General features: G+C 74.8%; 20 protein-coding genes. 17 read left to right on the top strand and 3 right to left on the bottom strand.

The window, feature by feature from the left end:
- Positions 1–4: 4 nt before the first annotated feature.
- Positions 5–856: a peptidylprolyl isomerase gene (locus AB0B02_RS14060; RefSeq protein ID WP_357300381.1), complete on the bottom strand. Its 852-nt coding sequence runs from the start codon at positions 854–856 to the stop codon at positions 5–7.
- Positions 857–1,114: 258 nt separating this feature from the next.
- On the opposite strand from AB0B02_RS14060, the gene AB0B02_RS14055 reads away from it, so the two are divergent.
- From AB0B02_RS14055 to AB0B02_RS14045, 3 genes are read left to right on the top strand one after another with little or no spacing between them, the layout of a single operon-like run.
- The gene (locus tag AB0B02_RS14055) at positions 1,115–1,828 is read left to right on the top strand and encodes an MBL fold metallo-hydrolase (RefSeq protein WP_357300379.1); all 714 of its coding nucleotides are present in this window, start codon (positions 1,115–1,117) and stop codon (positions 1,826–1,828) included.
- A 41-nt stretch (positions 1,829–1,869) separates the two neighbouring features.
- Complete coding sequence (gene hisS, locus AB0B02_RS14050) at positions 1,870–3,204, top strand: histidine--tRNA ligase (protein ID WP_281939670.1); 1,335 nt, start codon at positions 1,870–1,872, stop codon at positions 3,202–3,204.
- 51 nt (positions 3,205–3,255) lie between these two features.
- Positions 3,256–4,191, top strand: a complete 936-nt coding sequence (locus tag AB0B02_RS14045) for an acyl-ACP desaturase (RefSeq protein ID WP_281939672.1) — start codon at positions 3,256–3,258, stop codon at positions 4,189–4,191.
- Positions 4,192–4,340: 149 nt separating this feature from the next.
- Here AB0B02_RS14045 and AB0B02_RS14040 read toward each other — a convergent pair whose 3' ends face one another.
- Complete coding sequence (locus tag AB0B02_RS14040; RefSeq protein WP_281939674.1) at positions 4,341–4,847, bottom strand: PaaI family thioesterase; 507 nt, start codon at positions 4,845–4,847, stop codon at positions 4,341–4,343.
- 56 nt (positions 4,848–4,903) lie between these two features.
- Between AB0B02_RS14040 and AB0B02_RS14035 the strand changes: the two genes are divergently transcribed.
- The 7 genes from AB0B02_RS14035 (at position 4,904) to AB0B02_RS14005 (ending at position 13,343) form a co-directional block, all read left to right on the top strand.
- A complete protein-coding gene (locus AB0B02_RS14035; protein WP_281939676.1) occupies positions 4,904–5,377 on the top strand; it encodes a helix-turn-helix domain-containing protein in 474 nt (157 codons plus the stop codon).
- A 213-nt stretch (positions 5,378–5,590) separates the two neighbouring features.
- Positions 5,591–6,637 (top strand): S1 family peptidase, encoded by a 1,047-nt coding sequence (locus AB0B02_RS14030; protein ID WP_357300375.1) that lies wholly within the window; start codon positions 5,591–5,593, stop codon positions 6,635–6,637.
- Positions 6,638–6,770: 133 nt separating this feature from the next.
- Entirely contained in the window at positions 6,771–8,384 is a 1,614-nt protein-coding gene (locus AB0B02_RS14025; protein ID WP_357300373.1) for an MFS transporter, read from the top strand.
- 81 nt (positions 8,385–8,465) lie between these two features.
- Positions 8,466–10,271 (top strand): aspartate--tRNA ligase, encoded by a 1,806-nt coding sequence (gene aspS, locus AB0B02_RS14020; protein WP_281939683.1) that lies wholly within the window; start codon positions 8,466–8,468, stop codon positions 10,269–10,271.
- Between the two features lie 96 nt (positions 10,272–10,367).
- Positions 10,368–11,198, top strand: coding sequence for a sugar nucleotide-binding protein (locus tag AB0B02_RS14015; RefSeq protein WP_281939685.1), 831 nt, complete (start codon positions 10,368–10,370; stop codon positions 11,196–11,198).
- Between the two features lie 73 nt (positions 11,199–11,271).
- On the top strand, positions 11,272–11,883 hold the full coding sequence (locus tag AB0B02_RS14010; protein WP_357300370.1) for a helix-turn-helix domain-containing protein: 612 nt from the start codon (positions 11,272–11,274) through the stop codon (positions 11,881–11,883).
- Positions 11,880–13,343 (top strand): MFS transporter, encoded by a 1,464-nt coding sequence (locus tag AB0B02_RS14005; protein ID WP_357300368.1) that lies wholly within the window; start codon positions 11,880–11,882, stop codon positions 13,341–13,343. Before AB0B02_RS14010 ends, AB0B02_RS14005 begins: the two co-directional genes overlap by 4 nt.
- Here AB0B02_RS14005 and AB0B02_RS14000 read toward each other — a convergent pair.
- Complete coding sequence (locus AB0B02_RS14000) at positions 13,303–14,043, bottom strand: GNAT family N-acetyltransferase (protein ID WP_357300366.1); 741 nt, start codon at positions 14,041–14,043, stop codon at positions 13,303–13,305. The genes AB0B02_RS14005 and AB0B02_RS14000 overlap by 41 nt on opposite strands.
- Positions 14,044–14,069: 26 nt before the next feature.
- Here AB0B02_RS14000 and AB0B02_RS13995 point away from each other — a divergent pair, with 26 nt between their 5' ends.
- From AB0B02_RS13995 to alaS, 7 genes are all read left to right on the top strand, one after another.
- A complete protein-coding gene (locus AB0B02_RS13995) occupies positions 14,070–14,639 on the top strand; it encodes a GNAT family protein (protein WP_357300364.1) in 570 nt (189 codons plus the stop codon).
- Positions 14,640–14,702: 63 nt separating this feature from the next.
- The gene (locus tag AB0B02_RS13990; protein WP_018785054.1) at positions 14,703–14,915 is read left to right on the top strand and encodes a hypothetical protein; all 213 of its coding nucleotides are present in this window, start codon (positions 14,703–14,705) and stop codon (positions 14,913–14,915) included.
- Between the two features lie 73 nt (positions 14,916–14,988).
- Positions 14,989–16,491, top strand: a complete 1,503-nt coding sequence (locus AB0B02_RS13985) for a replication-associated recombination protein A (protein WP_281939696.1) — start codon at positions 14,989–14,991, stop codon at positions 16,489–16,491.
- A gap of 2,561 nt (positions 16,492–19,052) precedes the next feature.
- Positions 19,053–19,952, top strand: coding sequence for a hypothetical protein (locus AB0B02_RS13980; protein WP_357300600.1), 900 nt, complete (start codon positions 19,053–19,055; stop codon positions 19,950–19,952).
- Positions 19,953–20,110: 158 nt separating this feature from the next.
- A complete protein-coding gene (locus AB0B02_RS13975) occupies positions 20,111–20,572 on the top strand; it encodes a DUF948 domain-containing protein (protein WP_107160180.1) in 462 nt (153 codons plus the stop codon).
- A gap of 31 nt (positions 20,573–20,603) precedes the next feature.
- On the top strand, positions 20,604–20,909 hold the full coding sequence (locus tag AB0B02_RS13970) for a hypothetical protein (protein ID WP_107160014.1): 306 nt from the start codon (positions 20,604–20,606) through the stop codon (positions 20,907–20,909).
- The gene (gene alaS, locus AB0B02_RS13965) at positions 20,906–23,587 is read left to right on the top strand and encodes an alanine--tRNA ligase (protein WP_357300360.1); all 2,682 of its coding nucleotides are present in this window, start codon (positions 20,906–20,908) and stop codon (positions 23,585–23,587) included. The genes AB0B02_RS13970 and alaS overlap by 4 nt, the downstream gene beginning before the upstream one ends.
- The last annotated feature ends 63 nt before the right edge of the window (positions 23,588–23,650 follow it).

The following is a 23,650-nucleotide window of genomic DNA, read 5'->3' as shown; positions in this document are numbered from 1 at the left end:
TGGATCAACCGGCGCTGGGGCTGCTCGCCGGCGCGGCGTTCGGCTCGCCGACGGTGAGGCTCTGGATCACCACGTCCGTCTTCGGCTTGACCTTCGCCCCGCTGCCATTGTCCACGGTCGGGAGCTTGCCGATCTTCTCCACCACGTCCAGCCCGCCGGTGACCCGGCCGACGACGCTGTAGGCCGGCTTCGCCGGGTTGAAGTCCTTGAAGAAGATCAGGAACTGGCTGCCGTTGGTGCCCGGCGGGTTGCCGACCAGGGCGACCGTGCCCTTCGGGTAGGCCGGCGGCTGCCCCGGCGTGGGGGAGGCCGACGGGCTCGCCTCGGGCGCGGTGGGGACGTTCTCGTCGTAGAACGAGTAGGTCGGCCCGCCGATCCCGGTGCCGCTCGGGTCACCGCAGCGCAACGCGCCCTCGGTGGTGATCTCGTGGCACTTGGTGGTGTCGTAGAACTTCCGGCTCGCCAGGTGGGCGAGGCTCGCGCCGCCGCAGGGCGCGGCGGCCAGGTCCAGGTCGACGGTGATCGGCCCGCCCTGGTTGGTGGTCACCGTCATCGGCCGCGTGCCCGAGGTGGGCAGGCCCTTGGTGGCCGGCGTGCCGGCGTCCTTGAGGTTGGCGTTCGCGGCGGCGTCCTGCGGGGTCCAGAGGCAGGTGTCCTCGGCGGCCTGCTTCTTCGGCTCCGAGTCGAACGCGCCGAGCGCCCAGGCCGAGCCGGCCACGATCAGCACGAGCACCACCGCGGCGCCCACGCCGGCCTGGATCTGCCGGCGGCGCTTCGCGACCGCGGCCCGCCGGGCGAGTTGCCGGTCGAGCTTGGCCCGCGCCAGTTTGCGCTGCCGGTCCCTGCTGGAAGCCACAGGTGCTCCCCTTCCTCTGCCTGATCGTCGCCGGCGTCCGGGCGCCGCCCGCCGTCCTCGGTAGGGGTGCGCCACGCCACACGCCCGCCAGAGTGTACGGCTACCGACTGGGAAAGTGGTGTACGAGGTCCGGCCTCGCCTTATCGGGCGTTGTCACTGGGGCCGGTGGGGCGTACGACACGATGGCGGGCGAAACCTGTTCGCCGGTACGACTAGGCTGCTGAACGAGGACGACGACCGGACGGAGAGGGGACGGACGTGCTCGTGGCCGGCTTTCCCGCGGACGCCTTCGGCACCAACTGCTACGTGGTGGCGACCGCGCCGGGGGAGCAGTGCGTGGTGGTCGATCCCGGCATCGGGGTGATCGACCGGCTCGACGCCGTGCTCGCCGAGCACCGCCTGCACCCGGCCGCCGTGCTGCTCACCCACGGCCACCTCGACCACACCTTCTCGGTGGCGCCGGTCTGCGGCGCGCGCGGCATCGCCGCCTACGTCCACCCCGAGGACCGCGAGTTGCTGGCCGACCCGTCCAAGGCGCTGTCCATGGACCTCACCGCGCTCTTCGGCGGGCGCCTGCCGTACGCCGAGCCGGACGACGTGGCCGAGCTGACCGACGGCGCGACGCTGGCGCTGGCCGGGCTGGAGATCACCGTCGACCACGCCCCGGGCCATACCGGCGGGTCGGTGCTGTTCCGGATGCCCGGCGCCGGCTCGCCCTGGGAGGCCGACGAGATCTGCCTCTCCGGTGACGTGCTCTTCGCCGGCTCGATCGGCCGCACCGACCTGCCGGGCGGCAGCATGCCCCGCATGCTGGCCAGCCTCCGGGAGAAGGTTCTCCCGCTGGCCGACGACACCGTCGTCCTGCCCGGCCACGGCCCCGCGACCACCATCGGCCGCGAGCGCGCGAGCAACCCGTACCTCGTCGAGGTGTCGGGGTCCGCGCGCCCGGCCGCGCCCACCCGAGGCCTCTAGACCTCACCCGCGCCCCGCGCGGGTTCCGCAAGGAGTACGCCATGAGCAAGCCCACGCCCATCTCCGGCTTCCCCGAGTGGACGCCGGCACAGCGGATGGTCGAGCAGTTCGTGCTGGACCGGATCCGCGCCACGTTCGAGTTGTACGGCTTCGCGCCGCTGGAGACCCGGTCGGTCGAGCCGCTGGACCAGTTGCTGCGCAAGGGGGAGACCTCGAAGGAGGTCTACCTGCTGCGCCGGTTGCAGGCCGACGTCGACGGCCCGGCCGGCGACGACGCGCTCGGCCTGCACTTCGACCTGACCGTGCCGTTCGCCCGCTACGTGCTGGAGAACGCCGGTAAGCTCCAGTTCCCGTTCCGCCGCTACCAGATCCAGAAGGTGTGGCGGGGCGAGCGCCCGCAGGAGGGCCGCTACCGCGAGTTCCTCCAGGCCGACATCGACATCGTCGACCGGGACACGCTGCCGGCGCACTACGAGGCCGAGATGCCGCTGGTCATCGGCGACGCGCTGCGGTCGCTGCCCATCCCGCCGGTGCGCATCCAGGTCAACAACCGCAAGATCTGCGAGGGCTTCTACCGGGGCGTCGGGCTGACCGACCCGGAGGCGGCGCTGCGCGCGGTGGACAAGCTCGACAAGATCGGTCCGGCGCGGGTGGCCGAGCTGCTGGCCGAGACCGCCGGGGCGAGCGAGGCGCAGGCCAAGGCGGCCCTGGCGCTGGCCGAGATCTCCGCGCCGGACGCCTCGTTCGCCGACGCGGTGCGAGCCCTCGGCGTCGACGACCCGCTGCTCGACGAGGGCATCGCGGAGCTGACCGCCGTGGTGGAGACCGCCGCCGCGCACGCGCCCGGCCTCTGCGTCGCCGACCTGCGCATCGCCCGCGGGCTCGACTACTACACCGGCACCGTCTACGAGACCCAGATGATCGGGTACGAACGGTTCGGCTCGATCTGCTCCGGCGGCCGGTACGACAACCTGGCCAGCGCCGGCAACGTCCGGTTCCCCGGGGTGGGCATCTCGATCGGGGTGACCCGGCTGCTCGGCCTGCTCTTCGGCGCCGAGGCGCTGACCGCGTCCCGATCGGTGCCGACGTGCGTGCTGGTCGCGGTCACCGCCGAGGAGGACCGGGCGGCCAGCGACGCGGTCGCGGCGGCGCTGCGCTCCCGGGGCGTCCCCACCGAGGTGTCGCCGTCCGCGGCGAAGTTCGGCAAGCAGATCCGGTACGCCGAGCGGCGCGGCATCCCGTACGTCTGGTTCCCCGGGGCGGACGGCGACGAGGTGAAGGACATCCGGTCCGGCGACCAGGTGGCCGCGACGGCGGGCGAGTGGACGCCGCCCCGGGCGGACCTGAAGCCGCTGGTCGGTGGCGCTGGCGTCTGACGGCGATTCGACCTACGGTGGCGTAAGTTACGCCACCGTAGGGAGAACGTCGTGTCCGTGCTCAGTCAGACCGCTCTGCTCACCGAACTCGAACCGGTCGTGGAGAAGAACCTCGACCGGCATCTGTCGCTGGCCAAGGAGTGGTTCCCGCACGAGTACGTGCCGTGGAGCGACGGGCGCACGTTCGACGGTCCGCTCGGCGGCGAGGCGTGGTCGGAGGCCGACTCGACGCTGCCCGAGGCCGCCCGCACCGCGCTGATCGTCAACCTGCTCACCGAGGACAACCTGCCCTCCTACCACCACGAGATCGCCAGCCTGTTCGGGCGGGACGGCGCGTGGGGCACCTGGGTGCACCGGTGGACCGCGGAGGAGGGGCGGCACGGCACCGCGATCCGCGACTACCTCACGGTGAGCCGGGCGGTCGACCCGGTGGCGCTGGAGCGGGCCCGGATGGTGCACATGTCCGCCGGTTACCGCAACGTCCACGACGACGAGGTGCTGCACTCGCTGGCGTACGTGTCGTTCCAGGAACTGGCCACCCGCATCTCGCACCGCAACACCGGCCGGGCCACCGGCGACCCGATCTGCGAGGCGCTGCTGTCCCGGGTGGCGGCGGACGAGAACCTGCACATGGTCTTCTACCGCAACCTGCTCGCGGCGGCGTTCGAGCTGGCGCCGAACCAGGCCATGCGGGCGGTCGCCGACGTGCTGGCCGACTTCCAGATGCCGGGGGTCGGCATCGACGGTTTCGCCCGCAAGTCGGTGGCGATCGCGCTGGCCGGCATCTACGACCTGCGCCAGCACCGCGACGAGGTGGTGGTGCCGGTGCTGCGCCAGTGGAACCTGTTCGAGGTCACCGGCCTGACCGGCGACGGCGAGGCCGCCCGCGAGCAGATCGCCGCCCACCTGGACATGCTGGAGACCCAGGCGGCCCGCTTCGAGGAGCGTCGCGCCGCCCGCGCCGCCCGCCTGACCCCCACCTCCTGACCCACCCCGCCCCCGCCTCCCTCCCCGCCCCCCGCGCGATCTTGCACTTTCTGCCCCGACAAAAGCCCTGATCCGGACATCTCGCGGGCCGAAAGTGCAAGATCGCGGGGAGGGGAGGGGAGGGAGGGGGCGGGGAGGGAGGGGGCGGGTTAGGGGGTTTCGAGGGGGAAGAGGAGGCAGGTGGAGGTGGCGTGGGCGACCAGGCGGTCCGTCGGGTCGGTCAGGCGGGCCTCGGCCAGCGCGGTGCGGCGGCCCCGTTGCAGCACGGTGCCCTCGCAGCGCAGCATGCCGCTGGTCACGGTGACCGGGCGGAGGAACTTCACGTTGAGGTCGAGCGAGGTGTAGCCGACGCCGGCCGGCAGCGTCGTGTGCACGGCGCAGCCGGCGGCGGTGTCGAGCAGGGTGGAGAGGACGCCACCGTGCACCGTGCCGAGCGGGTTGTAGTGGAACTCCTGCGGCAGCAGCTCGACGACGACGCGACCCTCGTCGGCCGTCATCCGCGCCATGTCGATCAGGTGCATGACCGGTGGCGCGGCCAACTCGCCGGCGATCATCGCGCGCAACAGGTCGAGGCCGCTGCGCCGGCCGACGTGGGCCGCCCCGGCGACCGGGTCGGACCAGGTGAACGTGCGGCTGCGCTCCTGCGTCTGGCTCATGGACCCAGCCTCGCAGCACGTTGCTGAGTCTGTCAATCAGACCTAGCCTGGTCGGCATGAGACCTGCGGCACTGGACTGGTCGGTGGAGAACTGCACCATCGCGCGCGCCATGGAGATTCTCGGCGAGCGGTGGACCGTGGTCGTGCTCCGCGAGGTCTTCAACGGCGTACGCCGCTTCGACGACATGCGGGTACGCACCGGCATTCCGCGTCAGGTGCTGACCAACCGGCTGTCCATGCTGGTGGAACGCGGCGTCCTGCGGCGGGAGCCGTACCGCGAGCCGGGCAGCCGGCCGCGGCACGAGTACCGGCTCACCGGGATGGGGCTGGACCTGTGGCCGGTGCTGGTGGCGGTGCTCGGGTGGGGTGACCGGTACCTGGCCGGCCCGGAGGGTCCGCCGCTGACCGTGACGCACCGCGACTGCGGCGCCGAGGTGCGGGTGGCGTTGCGCTGCGCCGAGGGGCACGACGTGGCCGAGCCGCGGGACGTCCTGCCCGCGCCCGGCCCGGGCGCGCGTCGTCGCGGCTGAGCAGGGCCGCGTCGGGTCTGACACCTGGTGACGATCTTGTTGCTCAGGTGTTACATCCGGCGGCGGTGCGAATCCGGTCAAACGCATGTCTTGTTTACGATCTTAAATGTGTGAATACTTTGGTCAGCCCGGACGGTTTCCCCAGGTCGCCCGGGTTGTCCTCGGGCGTTTCCCCATGACAGCGCCCGTTCACCCCCATTCGGAGGTTGTTACATGCGACCCACGAGGTCCACGCTCCGTCGCGCCGCCGCCGTCGCCGTCGCCGGTACCCTGGTCACCGGCTCGCTCCTCGGCGCACCCGCTCAGGCCGCCCCCTCGCCCGCCTCGCCCGACGCCGCCGCCTCCCTCGTCGCCAAGCTCGGCGACCGCGCCGCCGGCACGTACGCCGACGCCAGCGGCAAGATGGTCGTCACCGTGACCGACGCCGCCGCCGCCCGCCAGGTGCACGCCGCCGGCGCCGTGCCGAAGCTCGTCACCCGCGGCGCCAACCAGCTCAAGGCCGCCACCAGCGAGCTGGAGCGCTCCGCCAAGATCCCGGGCACCGCCTGGTGGACCGACGCGGCCACCAACCAGGTCGTCGTCTCCGTCGACAGCACCGTCACCGGCGCCAAGCTGGAGCGGGTCAAGGCCGCCGCCGCCCGCACCGGTGGCGCGGTCCGCATCGAGGCCGAGGCCGGCACGCTGACCACCCGGATCTCCGGCGGCCAGGCCATCTACACCGGTGGCTACCGCTGCTCGCTCGGCTTCAACGTGCGCAGCGGCTCGACGTACTACTTCCTGACCGCCGGGCACTGCACCAACCTGGGCTCGACCTGGTACTCGAACTCCGGCCAGACCAGCGTCCTCGGCACCCGGACCGGCACCAGCTTCCCGGGTAACGACTACGGCATCGTCCGGCACAGCAACTCGGCCAACGCGGCCGGCAACGTCTACCTCTACAACGGCAGCTACCAGGACATCACCTCGGCCGGCAACGCGTACGTCGGCCAGTCCGTCCGCCGTTCCGGCAGCACCACCGGCCTGCGCAGCGGCAGCGTCTCCGCCACCAACGCGACGGTCAACTACGCCGAGGGCAGCGTCTCCGGCCTGATCCGCACCAACGTCTGCGCCGAGGGTGGCGACAGCGGCGGCTCGCTCTTCGCCGGCAGCACCGCGCTCGGCCTCACCTCCGGCGGCAGCGGCAACTGCTCCTCCGGCGGCACCACCTACTTCCAGCCGGTCACCGAGCCGCTCAGCGTCTACGGCGTGAGCGTCTTCTGATCCGTACCGCGCGAACGGGCCGCCGGGTGACCGGCGGCCCGTTCCGTGTGCACCGGGTTCGGCCGTGTGCGCCGGGTTCGGCCGGTCGGCGGGGCGGGGAGTGCCGGGCCCCGCACCGGGTAGGTATCGGCCGGTGAGCGCCTCCCCGACCGACGTGACCGACGTGACCGACCGGCAGCCGTCCGCCTGGGCGCCGCTGCGGTCGGCCGCGTTCCGCAGCCTCTGGCTGGCGGTGCTGGCCAGCAACATCGGCACCTGGATGCAGACCGTGGGCGCGCAGTGGCTGCTGGTCGACGCCCCGGGCGCCGCGACCCTGGTCTCGCTGGTCCAGACCGCCAGCATGCTGCCGGTGCTGATGCTGGCGCTGCCGGCCGGCGCGCTCGCCGACACGTTCGACAGGCGGCGGCTGCTGATCGCCGTGCAGTGCTTCCTGGCCGCCGTCGGCGTGCTGCTCACCGTGCTGACCGCGGCCGGCCGGATGCCGCCGGCGTTGCTGCTCACGCTCACCTTCGGCCTCGGCGTCGGGCAGGCGCTCACGCTGCCCGCCTGGCAGGCGGTGATCCCGGAACTGGTGCCCCGCTCGCAGCTCGTCTCCGCCTCCGCGCTCGGCTCGATCAGCGTCAACCTGGCCCGTTCGGTCGGGCCGGCGGTCGCCGGCGTACTGGTGGCCCAGGCCGGCGTGGCGGTGGTCTTCGCGGTCAACGCGGTCTCGTTCGCGATCTTCGCGGTGACGCTGGTGCGGTGGCGTCCGGCACGCCGGGAGCAGGACGCCGTGCCGGAGCGGTTCACCGCGGCACTGCGCGCCGGCGGTCGGTACGTGCGGCACTCGCCGGTGGTCCGACGGATCCTGCTGCGCGCCGCCCTGTTCGTGGTCCCCGGCAGCGCGTTGTGGGCGCTGCTGCCGCTGGTCGCCAGCCGCCGGCTCGGCCTCGGCGCGGGCGGCTACGGCGTGCTGCTCGGCGCGCTCGGCGTCGGCGCGGTGGCCGGCGCGCTGGTGCTGCCCCGGGTACGCCGGGTGCTCTCCAGCAACCACCTGCTGCTCCTGGCCGGCCTGCTGTACGCGGTGGTGCTGGCGACGCTCGCGCTGGTGCCGGTACCGGCGGTGGCGGTGGTCGCGCTGGTGCCCGCCGGGCTGGCCTGGATGACGGTGCTGTCCAGCGTCAACGCCGCCATGCAGCTCTTCCTGCCCGGCTGGGTACGCGCCCGCGGCCTGTCGGTCTACCAGATGGTGTTCGCCGGCGGTCAGGCGCTCGGGGCGGTCGCCTGGGGCGCGCTCGGCGAGTTCACCGGCCTGGTCGGCGCGCTCACCGTGGCCGCCGCGTTGATGGCGGTCGGCGCGCTGAGCGTGCTGCTCTGGCCGTTGCGGGAGACCCGGGGCGTGGACCGCGACCCGGCCGTGTACTGGCCCGAGCCACACCTGACGCTGGAGCCGCCGGCGCGGGGCGGTCCGGTGCTGGTCACCGTCTCGTACACGGTCCGCCCCGAGCGGCAGGCCGAGTTCGTCGAGGCGATGCGCGCGGTCGGCCGGTCCCGCCGGCGTACCGGCGCGATGCGGTGGGGGCTGTTCCGGGCCGGGGAGCGGGCCGACGGTTTCGTCGAGGTGTACCAGGTGCCGACCTGGGAGGAGCACCTGCGCCAGCACGGCGGCCGGCTCACCGGCGCGGACCGGGTGGTCGAGGAACGGGCCCGGGCGCTGGCCGAGGACGACGTCCGGGTCAACCACCTGCTGCCGGCCGAGCCGGAGTGACAGCCGGGTGCCCGGGAGCCGGCCCGCCCGCCCTGACAGAATGCGGGAAGCAGTCGTGGACCAGATGAGGAGACGCCAGCCGTGATCCGTACCCACAATGCCGGAAGCCTGCGCGCCGCGGACGCCGGCTCGACGGTGACGCTCGCCGGGTGGGTGGCCCGCCGGCGCGACCACGGCGGGGTCATCTTCGTCGACCTGCGCGACGCCACCGGCGTCGTGCAGGTGGTGTTCCGCGAGGAGGACGCGCACGCGCTGCGCAACGAGTTCTGCGTCAAGGTCGTCGGCGAGGTGACCCGCCGTCCCGAGGGCAACGAGAACCCGGACCTGCCGACCGGCGAGGTCGAGGTGACCGCGACCGCGCTGGAGGTGCTCTCCGAGGCCGCGCCGCTGCCGCTGCCGGTGGACGACCAGGTCGAGGCCGGCGACGACATCCGGCTCAAGTACCGCTACCTCGACCTGCGTCGCGGCGGCCCGGCGAAGGCGATGCGGCTGCGCTCGAAGGCCAACCAACTCGCCCGCACGGTGCTGCACGAGCGGGACTTCCTGGAGATCGAGACGCCCACGCTGACCCGCTCCACGCCGGAGGGCGCGCGCGACTTCCTGGTCCCGGTGCGCCTCCAGCCGGGGAGCTGGTACGCGCTGCCGCAGTCGCCGCAGCTGTTCAAGCAGTTGCTCATGGTCGGCGGCATGGAGCGGTACTACCAGATCGCCCGCTGCTACCGCGACGAGGACTTCCGCGCCGACCGGCAGCCGGAGTTCACCCAGCTCGACATCGAGATGTCCTTCGTCACCGAGGACGACGTGATCGACCTCGGCGAGGCGATCGTGGCGAAGCTCTGGTCCGAGCTGGCCGGTCACGAGATCGCCCGGCCGATCCCGCGGATCACCTGGCACGACGCGATGGCCCGCTACGGTTCCGACAAGCCGGACCTGCGCTACGGCGTGGAGCTGACCGAGTTGACCGACTACCTGCGCGGCACCGCGTTCCGGGTGTTCGCCGGCGCGATCGACGCGGGCGGCTACGTCGGCGCGGTGGTCATGCCGGGCGGCGCGAGCCAGACCCGTAAGGAGCTGGACGGCTGGCAGGACTGGGCCAAGGCGCGCGGCGCGCGCGGCCTGGCGTACGTGGTGCTGGACGCGGAGACCGGCGAGGCGCGCGGCCCGGTGGCGAAGAACCTGTCCGAGGCGCACCTGTCCGGCCTGGCCGACGCGGTCGGCGCGAAGCCCGGCGACGCGATCTTCTTCGCCGCGAGCACGGAGACCCGCGAGGCCCAGGAACTGCTCGGCGCCGCCCGGATCGAGATCGCCAAGCGGACCGGCCTGGTCGACGAGAGCGCCTGGGCGTTCTGCTGGGTGGTCGACGCGCCGATGTTCGAGAAGACGGACGACGGCGGCTGGACCGCCGTGCACCACCCGTTCACCTCGCCGAACGCGGAGTGGGTGGACCGCTTCGAGCAGGCGCCGGACCGGGCGCTGGCGTACGCGTACGACATCGTCTGCAACGGCAACGAGATCGGCGGCGGCTCGATCCGTATCCACCGCGGCGACGTGCAGCAGCGGGTGTTCGACCTGCTCGGCATCACCGCCGAGGAGGCACAGGACAAGTTCGGCTTCCTGCTGGAGGCGTTCAAGTACGGCGCCCCGCCGCACGGCGGCATCGCGTTCGGCTGGGACCGGGTCTGCATGCTGCTGGCCGGCGCGGACTCGATCCGTGAGGTGATCGCGTTCCCGAAGACGCGCGGCGGCTTCGACCCGCTGACCGGCGCGCCGACGCCGATCACCGGGCAGCAGCGCACCGAGGCCGGCATCGACGCCAAGCCGAAGGCGCCCGCCGCGCCGCACGCCGGCACCGCCGGTCCCGCCGCCCCGGTCGCCGACCCCACCTGAGCCCGGCCCTTCCGGCCGCCGGCCCGGCGTCCGAGCTGTTGATCACGAGGTTGGCGGGACGCCGTCGCGGCGGGTCGCCCCGCTAACCTCGTGATCGTGGCGCAACGGGGCGGGACGAGGTTGCTGCTGGTGGTGGGCGGCAGCGGATTTCTGGGCGGCGAGGTGTGCCGGCAGGCGGTCGCCGCCGGCTGGCGGGTGGTGGCGACCTGCCACGCGGGCGGCGTCCGGGTGCCGGGCGTCACGGTCCGCCGGCTCGACGTCACCGACCGGGCCGCGGTGCGCGCACTCCTGACCGAGGTACGCCCGGACGCCGTGGTCGGCACCCCGTACCGCGTCGACGACTGGGCGGTCACCGCCGACGGGGCGGCCCACGTGGCGTCCGCCGCCGCCGAGGTGGGCGCGCGGCTGGTGCACCTGTCCAGTGACGCGCTGCACGCCGGGCGTCCCGCGCCGTACGCCGACGACGAGCCGCCCACGCCGGTGTATCCGTACGGGGCGGCCAAGGCGGCGGCCGAGACGGCGGTGCGGGCGGTGGACCCGGGGGCGTTGCTGGTGCGGACCTCGCTGATCCTGGGGGAGGGGAGCAAGCAGCTCCAGCGCTGCCGGGACGCGCTCGCCGGCCGGGCCACGCTGTTCAGCGACGAGGTCCGCTGCCCGATCGACGTCACCGACCTTGCCGCGGCGGTGCTGGAGCTGCTCCCGACCGACCTGGCCGGCCCGCTGAACGTGGCCGGCCCGGACCAGGTCAGCCGCGCCGACGTCGGACGCCTGCTGGCCCGCCGGCTCGGCGTCGACCCGGCCGGGCTGCGGACCATCACCACGGCCGCCGCCGGTCTGCACCGCCCGATCGAGGTACGCCTCGACTCCGCCCGCGCCACCGGCCTGCTCCGGACCCGCCTGCGCGGCGTCGCCGAGCTGTTCGCCTGACCATCTCTTCAGATCCACACTTTCTTTGCATGAGTCTTGTGCACAGAAAGTGTGCACAGATATTGTGCATCTCATGGAGAGCGAACAGACCCGTCCCGAGCCGCGCCGGGTCCGGCTGGACCACCAGCAGGTGCGCGTGCTGGCCCACCCGCTGCGGATGCGCCTGGTCGGCGCGCTGCGGGTGAACGGGCCGGCCACCGCCACCCGGCTGGCCGAGCTGCTCGGCACCAACACCGGCGCGACCAGCTACCACCTGCGCCAGCTCGCCGAGGTGGGCATGGTGGTCGAGGACCCGGAGCTGGGCACCGGGCGGCAACGGTTCTGGCGGGCCGCGCACGACGTCACCCAGTGGGAGGCCAGCGACTACGACGACGACCCGGACGCCCGCGCCGCCATCGAGTGGATCGAGGCGGACTACATCCGCCTCTTCAGCCAGCACGCGGAGCAGTGGGCCGCCCGGCGGCACGAGTGGTCGCCGGCCTGGCGCGACGCGTTCGGCATGGGCGACTTCTTCATGCGTATCCCGGCCACCCGCCTGGAGGCGATCAAGGCGGAGGTGTTCGCCGTCTTCGAACGGCACCGCGACGAGACCGACCCCGACGACCCCGACGGCGAGCTGGTGCAGCTCTACCTCGCCGCGTTCCCGCTGAGCCCGGTCCTGCCACCCACCGAGGAGAAGCCGTGAGCACCCTGTCCGTACGCCAGGTCCGGTTCCGCTACCTCACGTTGTACGGGCTGCGCTGGCTGCCCAGCGGCCTGCTCATGACCGTGATGATCCTGCTGATGCAGGAGCGTGGGCTGTCGCTGTCCCAGATCGGCCTGGTCGCCACCGCGCAGGGCCTGGTGGTGCTGGCGCTGGAGTTGCCCACCGGCGGGTTCGCCGACGCGCTCGGCCGCAGACCGGTGCTGCTGGTCGCCTGGGTGGTCGCGCTGGCCTCCCTGGCGCTGATGGCGGTGGCCGACTCGTTCTGGATGTTCTTCCTGGTCTGGGCGTTGCAGGGCGTCTACCGGGCGCTCGACAGCGGCCCGCTGGAATCCTGGTACGTCGACGCCACGCTGGCCGCCGACCCGGACGCCGAGTACGAACGCGGCCTCGGCTGGGCCGGCACCGTCATCGGCGTCGCCATCGGCGCCGGCGCGCTGCTCGGCGGCGGCCTGGTCGCGCTCGGCCCGTTCGGGCCGGTCAGCGCGTTGACCGGCCCGGTGCTGGTCGCCGCCGCGCTCCAGGCCGTCTCGATCGTGGCGTTGCTGACGCTGATGCGGGAGCAGCGCCCCACGTCCGGCCCGGCCACGTTGCGGGCCTCGGTGGCGCAGGCGCCCCGGATGGTCGGTCAGGCCGTCGGCCTGCTGCGCCGCAACCGGGTGCTGCTGGCCCTGGTCTCCGTCGAGCTGTTCTGGGGCTTCGGCATGGTCACGTTCGAGTCGCTGCTGCCGATCCGGCTGTCCGAGGTGGTCGGTGGCGCCGACCGGGCGGCGGCGCTGCTCGGCCCCGCCGGCTCGGCCGCCTGGCTCGCCAACGCGGCCGGCGCCGCGCTCACCCCGATCCTGCTGCGTCGCCTCGGCGCCGCGCCGGCCGCCGCGCTGATGCGGGTGCTCCAGGGCGGGACCGTGGTCGGCATGGGCCTGCTCGCCGGCCCGGTCGGCGTGCTGATCGCCTACCTGGCCTGCTACACGGTGCACGGCGCGTCGAACCCGCTGCACATGGGGCTGCTGCACCGGCAGGTCGACGGGCCGTACCGGACCAGTGTGCTGTCGCTGAACTCCATGATGGCCCAGCCGGCCGGCGCGCTCGGCGCGGTGGCGCTCACCGCGCTGGCGGACGCCACCAGCGTCCGCGTCGCGATGCTTGTCGGCGCGGTGGTGCTGGCCGTGGCCGCCCCGCTCTACCTGCCGGCCTGGCGCGCCAACCGGGCCGCCGCGCGGTCCGGGGCCGCGCAGCCCCTGGTGGGCCCGGTCCCGGCGACCGGCCCCGACGGAAGTCCCGCCGGCCCCGGGCCGGCGGCCGTGCCGGTGTCGGCACCATCGGCCGATCCTCGACCAGTACGGAGCGGAGGGCGGATCAGGGGAGACCGCCCGAACCCGGGGCCGCGACCGTGGGCCGCTCCTAGCCCAGGTGGACCGTGGTACGCGGCGCGGCGCCGGTGAAGCCCAGCCGGCGGTAGAGTCGGAGCGCGCCGACGTTGACGGTGTAGACCCCGAGCGCCACGTGGTCGTAGCGGGTGAACAGGGCGCACGTCATGCCGGCGGTCAACGCCCCGCCCAGCCCTCGACCGCGATGCCCGGGCGCCACGGTCAGCCCGGCCAGGAAACCGATGTCGCCCCGGCTGCGGTCGGCGCCGCAGGCGATCAGGCGGTCCCCGTCCCGGATGCCGTACCAGTCGACGACGCCCGGGTCGCCCGGCCGGGACGTGGTGCTCGGAAAGGCCTCGTCGACGAGCGCCGCCAGCGCGGGGTGGTCGGCCTCGGTGAGCCGTACCACCCGCTCCTGCTCCGGCTGGTGCGGTGGCGGCCCGGTGGTCCAGAGGAAGTCCCAGTCGCTGGAGCGGGTCACCGGCAGGCACGCGCCCAGCGCGTCCGGCGCGACCCGGGGCAGGTTCACCGACTGGCCAGCCCGGAGCGTCCCGTCCGCCCGCTGGGCGGCGAGCACCTCCAGCGCCGAGCCGGGCGCGCCGATCGCGCCGCCGGCAGACCACTCGCCCGGCGGCAGCAGCCACCCGACCGTGTCCCCGCGTCGCCACCCCCGCGCGGGCTGGTCGCGGCGCAGCGCGTGCCGGGCGTACGGGTGGTGGCCGGTCGCGGCGAGCACCGCCTCCCGCCCGGTCAGCACCTCGTCGACCGTGATCATGTCGCCAGCCTACGAGAGGACCAGCCGTGACCCCCCTCCGCTCCGTCCGTACGGTTCGCCTGCCCGGTTCACGCTGCACGCTGCGCGAGTGGACCGACGCGGACGCGCCCGTCCTGCACGAGTTCCTGACCGAGCCCACCGTGGTCGACGGCGGGCTGGACGAGGAGATACCGACCCCGGAGGTGGTGCGCGAGGCAATACCGGCCTGGCGGGAGACCGCCGGCGGGGAGCCGCGCCCGGAGTACCGGCTCGCGGCGGTCGACGGTGACCTCCTGCTCGGGCTGGGAGTGCTCACGGTGACGTCGGTGGCGCACCGGCGCGGAGAGGTCGGCTACGCGGTGCGGACCGCGCACCGGGGCGCCGGGATCGGCACCGAGATCACCCGGTTGCTGCTGGACCTCGCGTTCGCGGGGGTGGGGCTGCACCGGGTGGAGGCGACCGTCCAGCCGGACCATGTCGCGTCCCGCCGTGTGCTGGAGAAAGCCGGCCTGCACGCGGAGGGGGTGAGCCGCGACCACCTGCTCGTCCGCGGCGTCTGGCGGGACTCCGCACGGTACGCGGTGCTCGCCACCGACCATCTCCACGGTGGAGATTGACGAACAGACCGATCGGGTACATCCGTCGCCGACCTACTGGGAACCCCCACCGGAGGAAACGACATGCTCGCCATTCTCGCGGCCATCGTGTTCGGCTTCGCGCTGCTTCTCGACTTCATGAACACCGACCTCGGCGCCCCCGACCTGTTCAGCACCTCGACGCTCATGCTGATCGGCTTCCTGCTGCTCTCGCTCTACCTGGCCGGGGTCGGCTCCGGCCCGCGCGGTGGCGGGGGCGGCCGGTGGTACCGGGGCCGGCGGCCGGGTCGCGGCTGACCGGAAAAGACCACAGGGTCGGGTCGGCGGCGCGATTCCGGCGCCGTCGGCCCGGCCCGGTACTGTTCTCGTGATGGAATCCGACGCCCTCTTCACCCTCGGCGAGCCTGCCGGAGCGCCCGGCGCACCCGCGGCCTCCGGCGGCGTCGACAGTTTCACCGACACCCGCGCGGATTCGCCGCTGCCGGTCCGGATGCGGCCGGCCGGCCTGGACGAGCTGATCGGGCAGGAGCATCTGCTCGCCCCCGGCGCGCCGCTGCGCCAGCTGGTCGAGGGGGCCGCGCCGATGTCGGTCATCCTCTGGGGTCCTCCCGGCAGCGGCAAGACCACGATCGCCCACCTGGTGGCCCGCACCACCGACCGGCGCTTCGTGGCGATGTCCGCGCTGACCGCCGGCGTGAAGGACGTCCGCGCCGTCATCGAGACCGCCCGCCGGCAACGCCGCTCCGGTGGCCCGCCGACCGTGCTCTTCATCGACGAGGTGCACCGGTTCAGCAAGACCCAGCAGGATTCGCTGCTCGCCGCCGTCGAGGACCGCACGGTCACGCTGCTCGCGGCGACCACGGAGAATCCGTACTTCTCAGTCATCTCGCCGCTGCTGTCCCGCTGCGTGCTGCTCACCCTCCAGGCGCTCGACGACGACGCCGTGCGCGGGCTGCTGCGCCGCGCGGTGGCCGACGAGCGCGGGCTCGGCGGCGCGCTGGTGCTGGCCGAGGACGCGGAGGACCATCTGGTCCGGCTCGCCGGCGGCGACGTGCGCAAGGCGCTCACCGCGCTGGAGGCGGCGGCGGCCACCGCGACCGCCACCGGCGCGGCGCGGATCGACCTCGCCGTCGCCGAGCAGGCGGTCGACGTGGCGGCCGTGCGCTACGACCGGGACGGCGACGCGCACTACGACGTGACAAGCGCCTTCATCAAGAGCATGCGGGGCTCGGACGTGGACGCGGCACTGCACTGGCTGGCCCGGATGCTGGTGGCCGGCGAGGACGCCCGGTTCATCGCCCGCCGGATGGTCATCTTCGCCAGCGAGGACGTCGGCATGGCCGATCCCACCGCGCTGACCGTGGCCACCGCCGCGGCGCACGCCGTGGAGTACGTCGGCCTGCCCGAAGCGCAGCTCAACCTCGCGCAGGCGGTCATCCACCTCGCCACCGCCCCGAAGTCGAACTCGGCCACGACCGCCATCGGGGCAGCCGTCGCCGACGTGCGCGCCGGTCGCGGCGGCTCGGTTCCGCGCGGGCTGCGGGACGCCCACTACTCCGGGGCACGCGGGCTCGGCCACGGGGCCGGCTACCGGTACCCGCACGACGACCACCGGGGGGTGGTCACCCAGCAGTACGCTCCGGACGACCTCGTCGGGACCGACTACTACCGACCCAGCGGGCACGGCGCGGAGCGGGCGGTGGCCACCCGGCTGCCGGTGCTGCGTCGGATCGTCCGCGGGTTGCCCGCACCGGTGACGCGGGGGGAGGCCGGTACGCCGGTCGCCGCGTCCGGGGTCCGGGCAGGTGGCACCGAGCAGGTCGGCGGGGCGAGTGAGGGCGGCGGCGACGCCACCGAGGGGGGTCAACAGTGATGGCGCGTGGTCCGGATCGGCCGGCGGACGGCCCTGACGAGCGGCGCGATCCGAAGGCCAAGGGCCGCCGGTGGGGGCGCGGCCGGTCCGCCGAGGCCGAGCCGGACCAGGCGGTCGCCGGCGAGGAGTTCGGCTGGATCGACGACCTGCGTAGCGCCAAGCAGCAGCGCGGCGAACTCGGCCCGGAGGGGGGGACGCCACCGGGCCCGGGTCCGCGACCCGGTGCCGCCCGCGTCCCCGAGCCGGATCGGCCGCCCCGCCCGGGCGCGGCACCTCCACCCGGTCCCGGCGGCCCCGGCCCCGGTGCGCCGTCGACGCCCGGCGGAGCGGCCCCGCAACCTCCGGCCCCCGGCCGGGCGACTCCACCGACTCCGCCAGCCGGCCGGTCGGCTCCGCCGCCTCCGGCACCCGGTCGGTCGGCTCCGCCGCCTCCGGCACCCGGTCGGTCGGCTCCGCCACCTCCCGTACCGGGACGACCGGGCGCGTACGCCCCGGGACCCGGTGGTCCGGCCGCGCCGCCGTCGGGCACCGGTGGACCCGGCCCGCAGCCCCCGATGCCCGGCCGTCCTGGCGGCCCGCCGCCGGCCCCCGGTCGTGCCGCCGCGCCGGCTCCCGAGCCCGGTCGCTCCGGCCCGCAGCCCCCGACGCCCGGTCGCTCCGGTCCGCCGCCTCCGTCACCCGGCCGGTCCGGTCCGCAGCCTCCGACGTCCGGTCGGCCCGGCCCGTCGCCGGCCGCCGGCCAGCCGGGTCGCGCCCCGCTGGCACCCGCTGCACCCCGCCCGACCGGCGCCGGCGCAGCCGATCGGACCGACGCGACGATGCCGCCGGTGACGAGTCGCTCCGGCGCGGTGGCGCCCCCGGGCCCCGGTGGTCCCGCCCCGGCGCCGCCGGTACCCGGCCGCTCCGGTCCGGACCGCCCCCCGGGCGCCGGCCGGCCGGGTCCGGCCCTGTCTCCGGGCGCCGGCCGGCCGGGGCCGGACTTGTCTCCGGGCGCCGGCCGTCCCGGGTCGGACCTGCCTCCGGGGGCCGTTCGTCCCGGCCCGGCAGCGCCCCCCGGCGGCCCCGGTCCCCGTCCGCAGGCGGCCCGGCGTGGTCCCGACACGACCGGGTCCGGGCCGGCTGCGCCGCCGGTCCGTCCCGCCGGCCCCGAGCCGGTCACGCCGCGCCGTCCGGTGGAGGGGCCCTGGCCCGGTGTGCCCGAGACGCCCCGGCCGGACGGCCCGCCGCACCGTCGCGGCCCGGACGGCCCCACCGGCCGGCAGCCGGCGGTCGCCGGCCGGCCGGCCGGTCCTCCGGTCGCACCCCCGACCGGCCCGCCGACCGGACGAACCGGACCCGACCGTGCCGCGGCCGAGCAAGGTCCGGCATGGCCGTCCCCCGGGGACGGCGGCGCCTCCCGGACGGCGACGCCTCCCACCCCGCTCGGCCGGCACGGCGTCGAGACGCCCGGCTCCCACGCCGCGGGCCCGGACACCGGAACCCGGCCCGCCGCCACCGGTCGCCGCGCGTCGCCCGACGACCCGGGCGCGGTCCGGCCGGTCTCCGGCGCGGGCCGCCGGGGGCGACCCGACGACGAGCCGACCGGCGCGACGCCGGCCCCCGGCGGTGGACGACGCTCCCGCCACGAGGCGAACCCGCCCGCCGGTGGTCACCGCTCGCCGGAGGGCGCGGTCGACCCCGCCGCCCGACCGGTCTCGGGTGCCGGCCGGCGGGCCGCCGCCGAGCCGGACCGGCCGACCGCCGTGCCCCGCAGCGGGAACGCCCCGGAGCTTCCCGGTGCCACCGCGCCCGTCTCCGGCGCCCCGGCGGAGGGGGCGGGCCCGCCCGCTTCCCGCCGTGCCCCCGCCCGTGGCCGGCGGGCCGCTCCCGACGCTCCCGGTGCCGCCAACGCCGCCGGTCCCGCAGGTGCCGCCGCTCCGCCGGGCCGGGCGCCGCGTCCGGCGGCCGACGAGGCGGGTGAGCCGCGCGCGCAGCGCCCGGAGCGGCCCGCCGACTGGCTGCGCCAGGCCGGCCGTGCGTCGCACACCGACCCCGCCATGCCGGCCGCCCGTCGGCCGCCCGGCCCGTCGGTCGACGAACCGGCCGGCGGCCCGGACCGCGCGCCGACCGGCCGCGCCGTGGCCGGGCCGCCCGTTCGACCTGAGCCGGCCGGCCGATCCCAGCCGCCGGGGCCGCCGGTTCGACCCGAGCATCCCGTCCGGTCCGAGCCGGCCGGCCGATCCCAGCCGCCCGGGGCGCCCGCTCGACCCGAACATCCCGTCCGGTCCGAGCCGCCCCGCCCGGCCCGGGGCGCGGCCCGAGCCGGGGTACCGCCGGTGGCCGGAGAGCGCGGCGCGGCCGGTCCGGTCCGCGCGGGCGTACCGCCGACGGGGCCGGGCGGTCCCGGCCCGCAGGGCGACCCCGAGCGCACCGGTGGCCTGACGGCGCGGGGAGGCCGTCCGGACGGGCGCGGTCCGGTCCGCCCCGACGACTCCGTCGCGCCGGGCGGCGCGCCCCGTCCGGCGGGAGCGCCCGAGCCACGACCGGCCGGCGGACCGACGGTGGCCCGGGCCGCCGCCGGGGTGGCCCGACCGGCCGGGCCGGACGAGCGGACCGCTGACCGTCCCGCCGGGCGGGCTGTCCCGCCCACCCCGGAACCGGTCCGGGCCGCTGCCGCCGCGCCCGTCGGCGGGGTCCCGGGAGCGCCGGCGGTGGCGCGGGCCGCTGCGGTCGTACCGCCGGGGGAGGCCGCGGGGCCGCGGCCCGGCGCGGGCGACGAGCCCGTGCCGCGACCGGCCGGCCCCGGTGCGGACGGGGCGGAGGCCGGTGGCCTGCGCGGCGCCCGCTCCGAACTGCGTCGGCAGATGCGCGAACGGCGCCGGCTACGGATGGGCCTCCTCGCGCTGGTCAGCCTCGTGCTGCTGGGCGCGGTCCCGCTCTACTTCGGGATGCGGACGCTCAGCCGGGACCCGGTCTTCGACACGCTCGACGCCCTCGACGTGCCGTCCTGGGCGGCGACGAAGACGGTCGACAACGTCAGCGGCAGCCGCTGGTGCCTCCAGGACTGCCGGCTGCGGGAACGCGCGGTCGAGTCCGACCAGGGGTGGAAGCAGACCGTGGCCGTCTACGAGCAGGCCCTGGCCAAGGACGGTTGGCGGCGTTGGAAGGTCGACCGCTGCCCGGAGGAGCAGGTCGAGGGCAGCTACACCTGCTGGCGGCGGGACGAGCTCACGCTCGACCTGTGGGTCCGCGACCCCGCCTGCACGCCGCCGCCGGTGGACGGGGAGCCGGCGCCGTCCGCGCCGCCCGCGCCCGCAGCGGCGACGTGCACCGGCTCGTTGGTGTCGGTGAAGGTGCGCAACGCGATCGACGACGAGCGCACCGGCCCGACGCCGACCACCGATCCGTCACTCACCGGTGAGGATCCGTTCCCCACCCTCACCGACGACCCGCTCGGCGAGCCGACCCCCTCACCGTCGTGAGCCGACTTCCCTCACGGACGGTAGGGTCTGGGGCTGGCGCGCCCGCCCGCGCCCGGTGACCACCGGGCCGGCGGGGTGCGACGTGGGCAGGTTGGGCAGGTACGGTCGCGCGTTCCGGGGCGTCGGGTCCCGGGGCAATGCTTGAGGAGGACATGCGCGTGAGTGGTGGAGAGATCGCTGCGCTGATCGCGGCCGGTGCGTTCCTGATGCTGGTGCTCGTGCTGGCGGTGCCGATCCTGCGGCTGCGGCACACCGTCGACGCGACGACCCGCATGATCGGCGACCTGAACGAGCGCACCGGGCCGCTGCTGGGGGACGTGAACACCACGGTGAAGAACGTCAACGTGGCGCTGGAGCAGGTGCAGACCTCGCTGGACGGGGTGAACCTCCAGCTCGCCAAGGTGGACACCATGACCAGCCACGCGCAGAACGTCACCGCGAACGTGGCGAACCTGGCCACCGTGGTCTCCGCGGCGGCGGCCAACCCGCTGGTGAAGGTGGCCGCGTTCGGTTACGGCGTGCGCAAGGCCGCCTCCGCCCGCCGGCACGCCGAGACCGAGCGCGAGGTGCGCGACACCATCAAGCAGCAGCGTCGGGCCGCCAAGCGCGGCAACCGCTGACCCCACCGGCGTACGCGGGAAGGATGAGAGCATGAGGCGGTTGTTCTGGCTGGGCATCGGGCTGGCCGTGGGCGTCCTGGTGGTGCGTAAGGCCACCCGGACCGCGCAGGCGTACACCCCGGCGGGCATCGCCAACGGGCTGTCCGAGTCCGCCGGTGGCCTGGTCGAGTCGGTGCGCGCCTTCGTGGACGACGTCCGGGTCTCGATGGCCGAGCGCGAGCAGGAGATCCACGAGGCCTTCGCCCGCGGCGAGGCGTACGACGACGAGTTCGCCGAGCTGCGGGAGGACCCGCGGATCGGCGACCGGCAGATTTTCCCGGAGGAGCACCAGCGATGAAGACGGCGGAGATCAAGCGGCGGTTCCTCGCCCACTTCGAGGCGAACGGGCACGCCGTGGTGCCGTCCGCTCCGCTGCCCGCCATCAGCGACCCGAACCTGCTGTTCATCAACGCGGGCATGGTGCAGTTCGTGCCCTACTTCCTCGGGCAGCAGTCCCCGCCGTTCGACCGGGCGGCCAGCGTGCAGAAGTGCATCCGGACGCCGGACATCGACGAGGTCGGCAAGACCAGCCGGCACGGCACGTTCTTCCAGATGAACGGCAACTTCTCGTTCGGTGACTACTTCAAGGACGGGGCGATCCCGCTCGCCTGGGACCTGGCCACCAAGTCGGTCGAGGCGGGCGGCTTCGGGCTGGACCCGGAGCGGATCTGGGCGACGGTCTACCTCGACGACGACGAGGCGTACGACATCTGGCGCGCCACCGGCGTGCCGGCCGAGCGGATCGTGCGCCGCGGCAAGGCCGACAACTTCTGGTCGATGGGCATCCCCGGCCCGTGCGGCCCGTGCTCGGAGCTCTACTACGACCGTGGCCCGGAGTACGGCCGCGAGGGTGGCCCGGAGGTCGACGAGGACCGCTACCTGGAGTTCTGGAACCTCGTCTTCATGCAGTTCGAGCGCGGTCCGGGTGTCGGCAAGGAGGACTTCCCGATCCTCGGCGACCTGCCGGCGAAGAACATCGACACCGGCATGGGCCTGGAGCGGATGGCCTCGCTGTTGCAGGGCGTGGACAACCTCTACGAGATCGACGAGGTCAAGCCGATCCTGGACCGGGCGGCCGAGCTGACCGGCAAGCGGTACGGCGCGCACTCCGGGCACGCGGCCCACCAGTCGCACCCGGACGACGTGCGACTGCGGGTGATCGCCGACCACGTGCGCACCGCGCTGATGCTGATCGGCGACGGCGTCACCCCGTCGAACGAGGGCCGCGGCTACGTGCTGCGCCGGATCATGCGCCGGGCGATCCGCTCGGTGCGGCTGCTGGGCTACCAGGACCGGGCGCTGCCGGAGCTGCTGCCGGTGGCCCGGGACTGCATGGCCCCGTCGTACCCGGAGCTGGCCGAGGAGTTCGGCCGGATCTCCCAGTACGCGTACGCCGAGGAGGACGCGTTCCTCGCCACGCTGCGCGCCGGCACCACCATCCTGGACACCGCGATCGCGGAGACGAAGTCGGCCGGCAAGCCGGCGCTCTCCGGTGACAAGGCGTTCCAGTTGCACGACACGTACGGCTTCCCGATCGACCTGACCCTGGAGATCGCGGCGGAACAGGGCCTCCAGGTGGACGCCGACGGCTTCCGCCGGCTGATGGCCGACCAGCGCAGCCGCGCCAAGGCGGACGCGCAGGCCCGCAAGACCGGGCACACCGACGTGTCGGCGTATCGGTCGGTGCTCGACGGTGGCGGGCCGGTGGAGTTCACCGGCTACACCGAGCTGAACCGGGAGTCCCGGGTGCGCGCGCTGCTGGCCGGCGGCGCCTCGGTGGCCGCCGCGGCCGAGGGGGACACGATCGAGCTGGTGCTCGACACCACCCCGTTCTACGCCGAGGGCGGCGGGCAGCAGCCCGACCAGGGTCTGATCACGGTCGGCGGCGGGCAGGTCGAGGTCTTCGACGTGCAGCAGCCGGTGCCCGGCCTGATCGTGCACCGGGCCCGGGTGGTGCGCGGCGAGGTCCGCGCCGGGGAGACCGGGTACGCGGAGATCGACGCGTCCCGCCGGCGGGCCATCTCCCGTTCGCACACCGCGACGCACCTGGTGCACCAGACCATGCGGAACTTCCTCGGCGAGTCGGCGACCCAGGCGGGTTCGCTGAACGCGCCGGGCCGGCTGCGGTTCGACTTCAACACCCCGACCGGGGTGGCGCCGAGCGTGCTGAACGACGTGGAGCAGCAGGTCAACGAGGTGCTCCTGGCCGACCTGGAGGTGCACGCGTTCGTCACCAGCCAGGAGGAGGCCCGCCGGATCGGCGCGATGGCGTTGTTCGGCGAGAAGTACGGCGAGCGGGTCCGGGTGGTCGAGGTCGGTGACTACGCCCGGGAGCTGTGCGGTGGCACGCACGTGGCCCGCTCGGCCCAGCTCGGCCTGGTCAAGATCCTCTCCGAGGCGTCGGTCGGTTCCGGTGTGCGCCGGATCGAGGCGCTCGTCGGCATGGACGCGTTCGGCTTCCTGGCCCGCGAGCACCTGCTGGTGTCCCGGCTGGCCGAGCTGTTCCGGGTGCCGGGCGAGCAGGTCGCCGACCGGGTGGAGCAGACCGTCACCCAGTTGCGGGACGCGGAGAAGGAGCTGGAGAAGCTCCGCGCCCAACTCGTGCTCGGTGGGGCGGGCGCGCTCGCGGCGCAGGCGAAGGACGTGCGCGGCGTCGCGTACGTGGGCACCGAGGCGCCCGAGGGCGCGGCGGCCAACGACGTGCGGACCCTCGCGCAGGAGATCCGGGGCAGGATCGACGCGGCCCGCCCGGCGGTGGTCGCGGTGGCGGCCCGGGCGAACGGCAAGGCGTCCCTGGTGGTGGCCGTCAACTCTGCCGCCCGGAGTCGAGGTCTGAGCGCGAAGGACCTGGTCAAGGCCGCGTTCTCCGGTCGGGGCGGCGGCAGCGACGACCTGGCCCAGGGCGGCGGCCTGCCCGCCACGGAGGTGCCGAGCCTGCTGGCCACCGTGGAGAAGGCGATCGCCGACGCCGCATGAGCGAACGCACCGAGCGAAGCGAGGGCCGTGAGCGCATGCCCCGGTGGTACGGCATGAGCGAAC

Origin of the sequence: Micromonospora sp. NPDC049240 (assembly GCF_040647835.1) — a bacterium.
GTDB lineage: Bacteria > Actinomycetota > Actinomycetes > Mycobacteriales > Micromonosporaceae > Micromonospora.
This window is presented reverse-complemented; position numbering and strand designations above follow the sequence as displayed.

Bases quoted from the DNA above. Each gene is read 5' to 3' on its own strand.
- hisS (WP_281939670.1), top strand. From the start codon at position 1,870: ATGAGCAAGCCCACGCCCATCTCCGGCTTCCCCGAGTGGACGCCGGCA.
- AB0B02_RS14040 (WP_281939674.1), bottom strand. From the start codon at position 4,847: ATGAGCCAGACGCAGGAGCGCAGCCGCACGTTCACCTGGTCCGACCCG.
- AB0B02_RS14035 (WP_281939676.1), top strand. From the start codon at position 4,904: ATGAGACCTGCGGCACTGGACTGGTCGGTGGAGAACTGCACCATCGCG.
- AB0B02_RS14030 (WP_357300375.1), top strand. From the start codon at position 5,591: ATGCGACCCACGAGGTCCACGCTCCGTCGCGCCGCCGCCGTCGCCGTC.
- AB0B02_RS14010 (WP_357300370.1), top strand. From the start codon at position 11,272: ATGGAGAGCGAACAGACCCGTCCCGAGCCGCGCCGGGTCCGGCTGGAC.
- AB0B02_RS14000 (WP_357300366.1), bottom strand. From the start codon at position 14,043: ATGATCACGGTCGACGAGGTGCTGACCGGGCGGGAGGCGGTGCTCGCC.
- AB0B02_RS13990 (WP_018785054.1), top strand. From the start codon at position 14,703: ATGCTCGCCATTCTCGCGGCCATCGTGTTCGGCTTCGCGCTGCTTCTC.
- AB0B02_RS13985 (WP_281939696.1), top strand. From the start codon at position 14,989: ATGGAATCCGACGCCCTCTTCACCCTCGGCGAGCCTGCCGGAGCGCCC.
- AB0B02_RS13970 (WP_107160014.1), top strand. From the start codon at position 20,604: ATGAGGCGGTTGTTCTGGCTGGGCATCGGGCTGGCCGTGGGCGTCCTG.
- alaS (WP_357300360.1), top strand. From the start codon at position 20,906: ATGAAGACGGCGGAGATCAAGCGGCGGTTCCTCGCCCACTTCGAGGCG.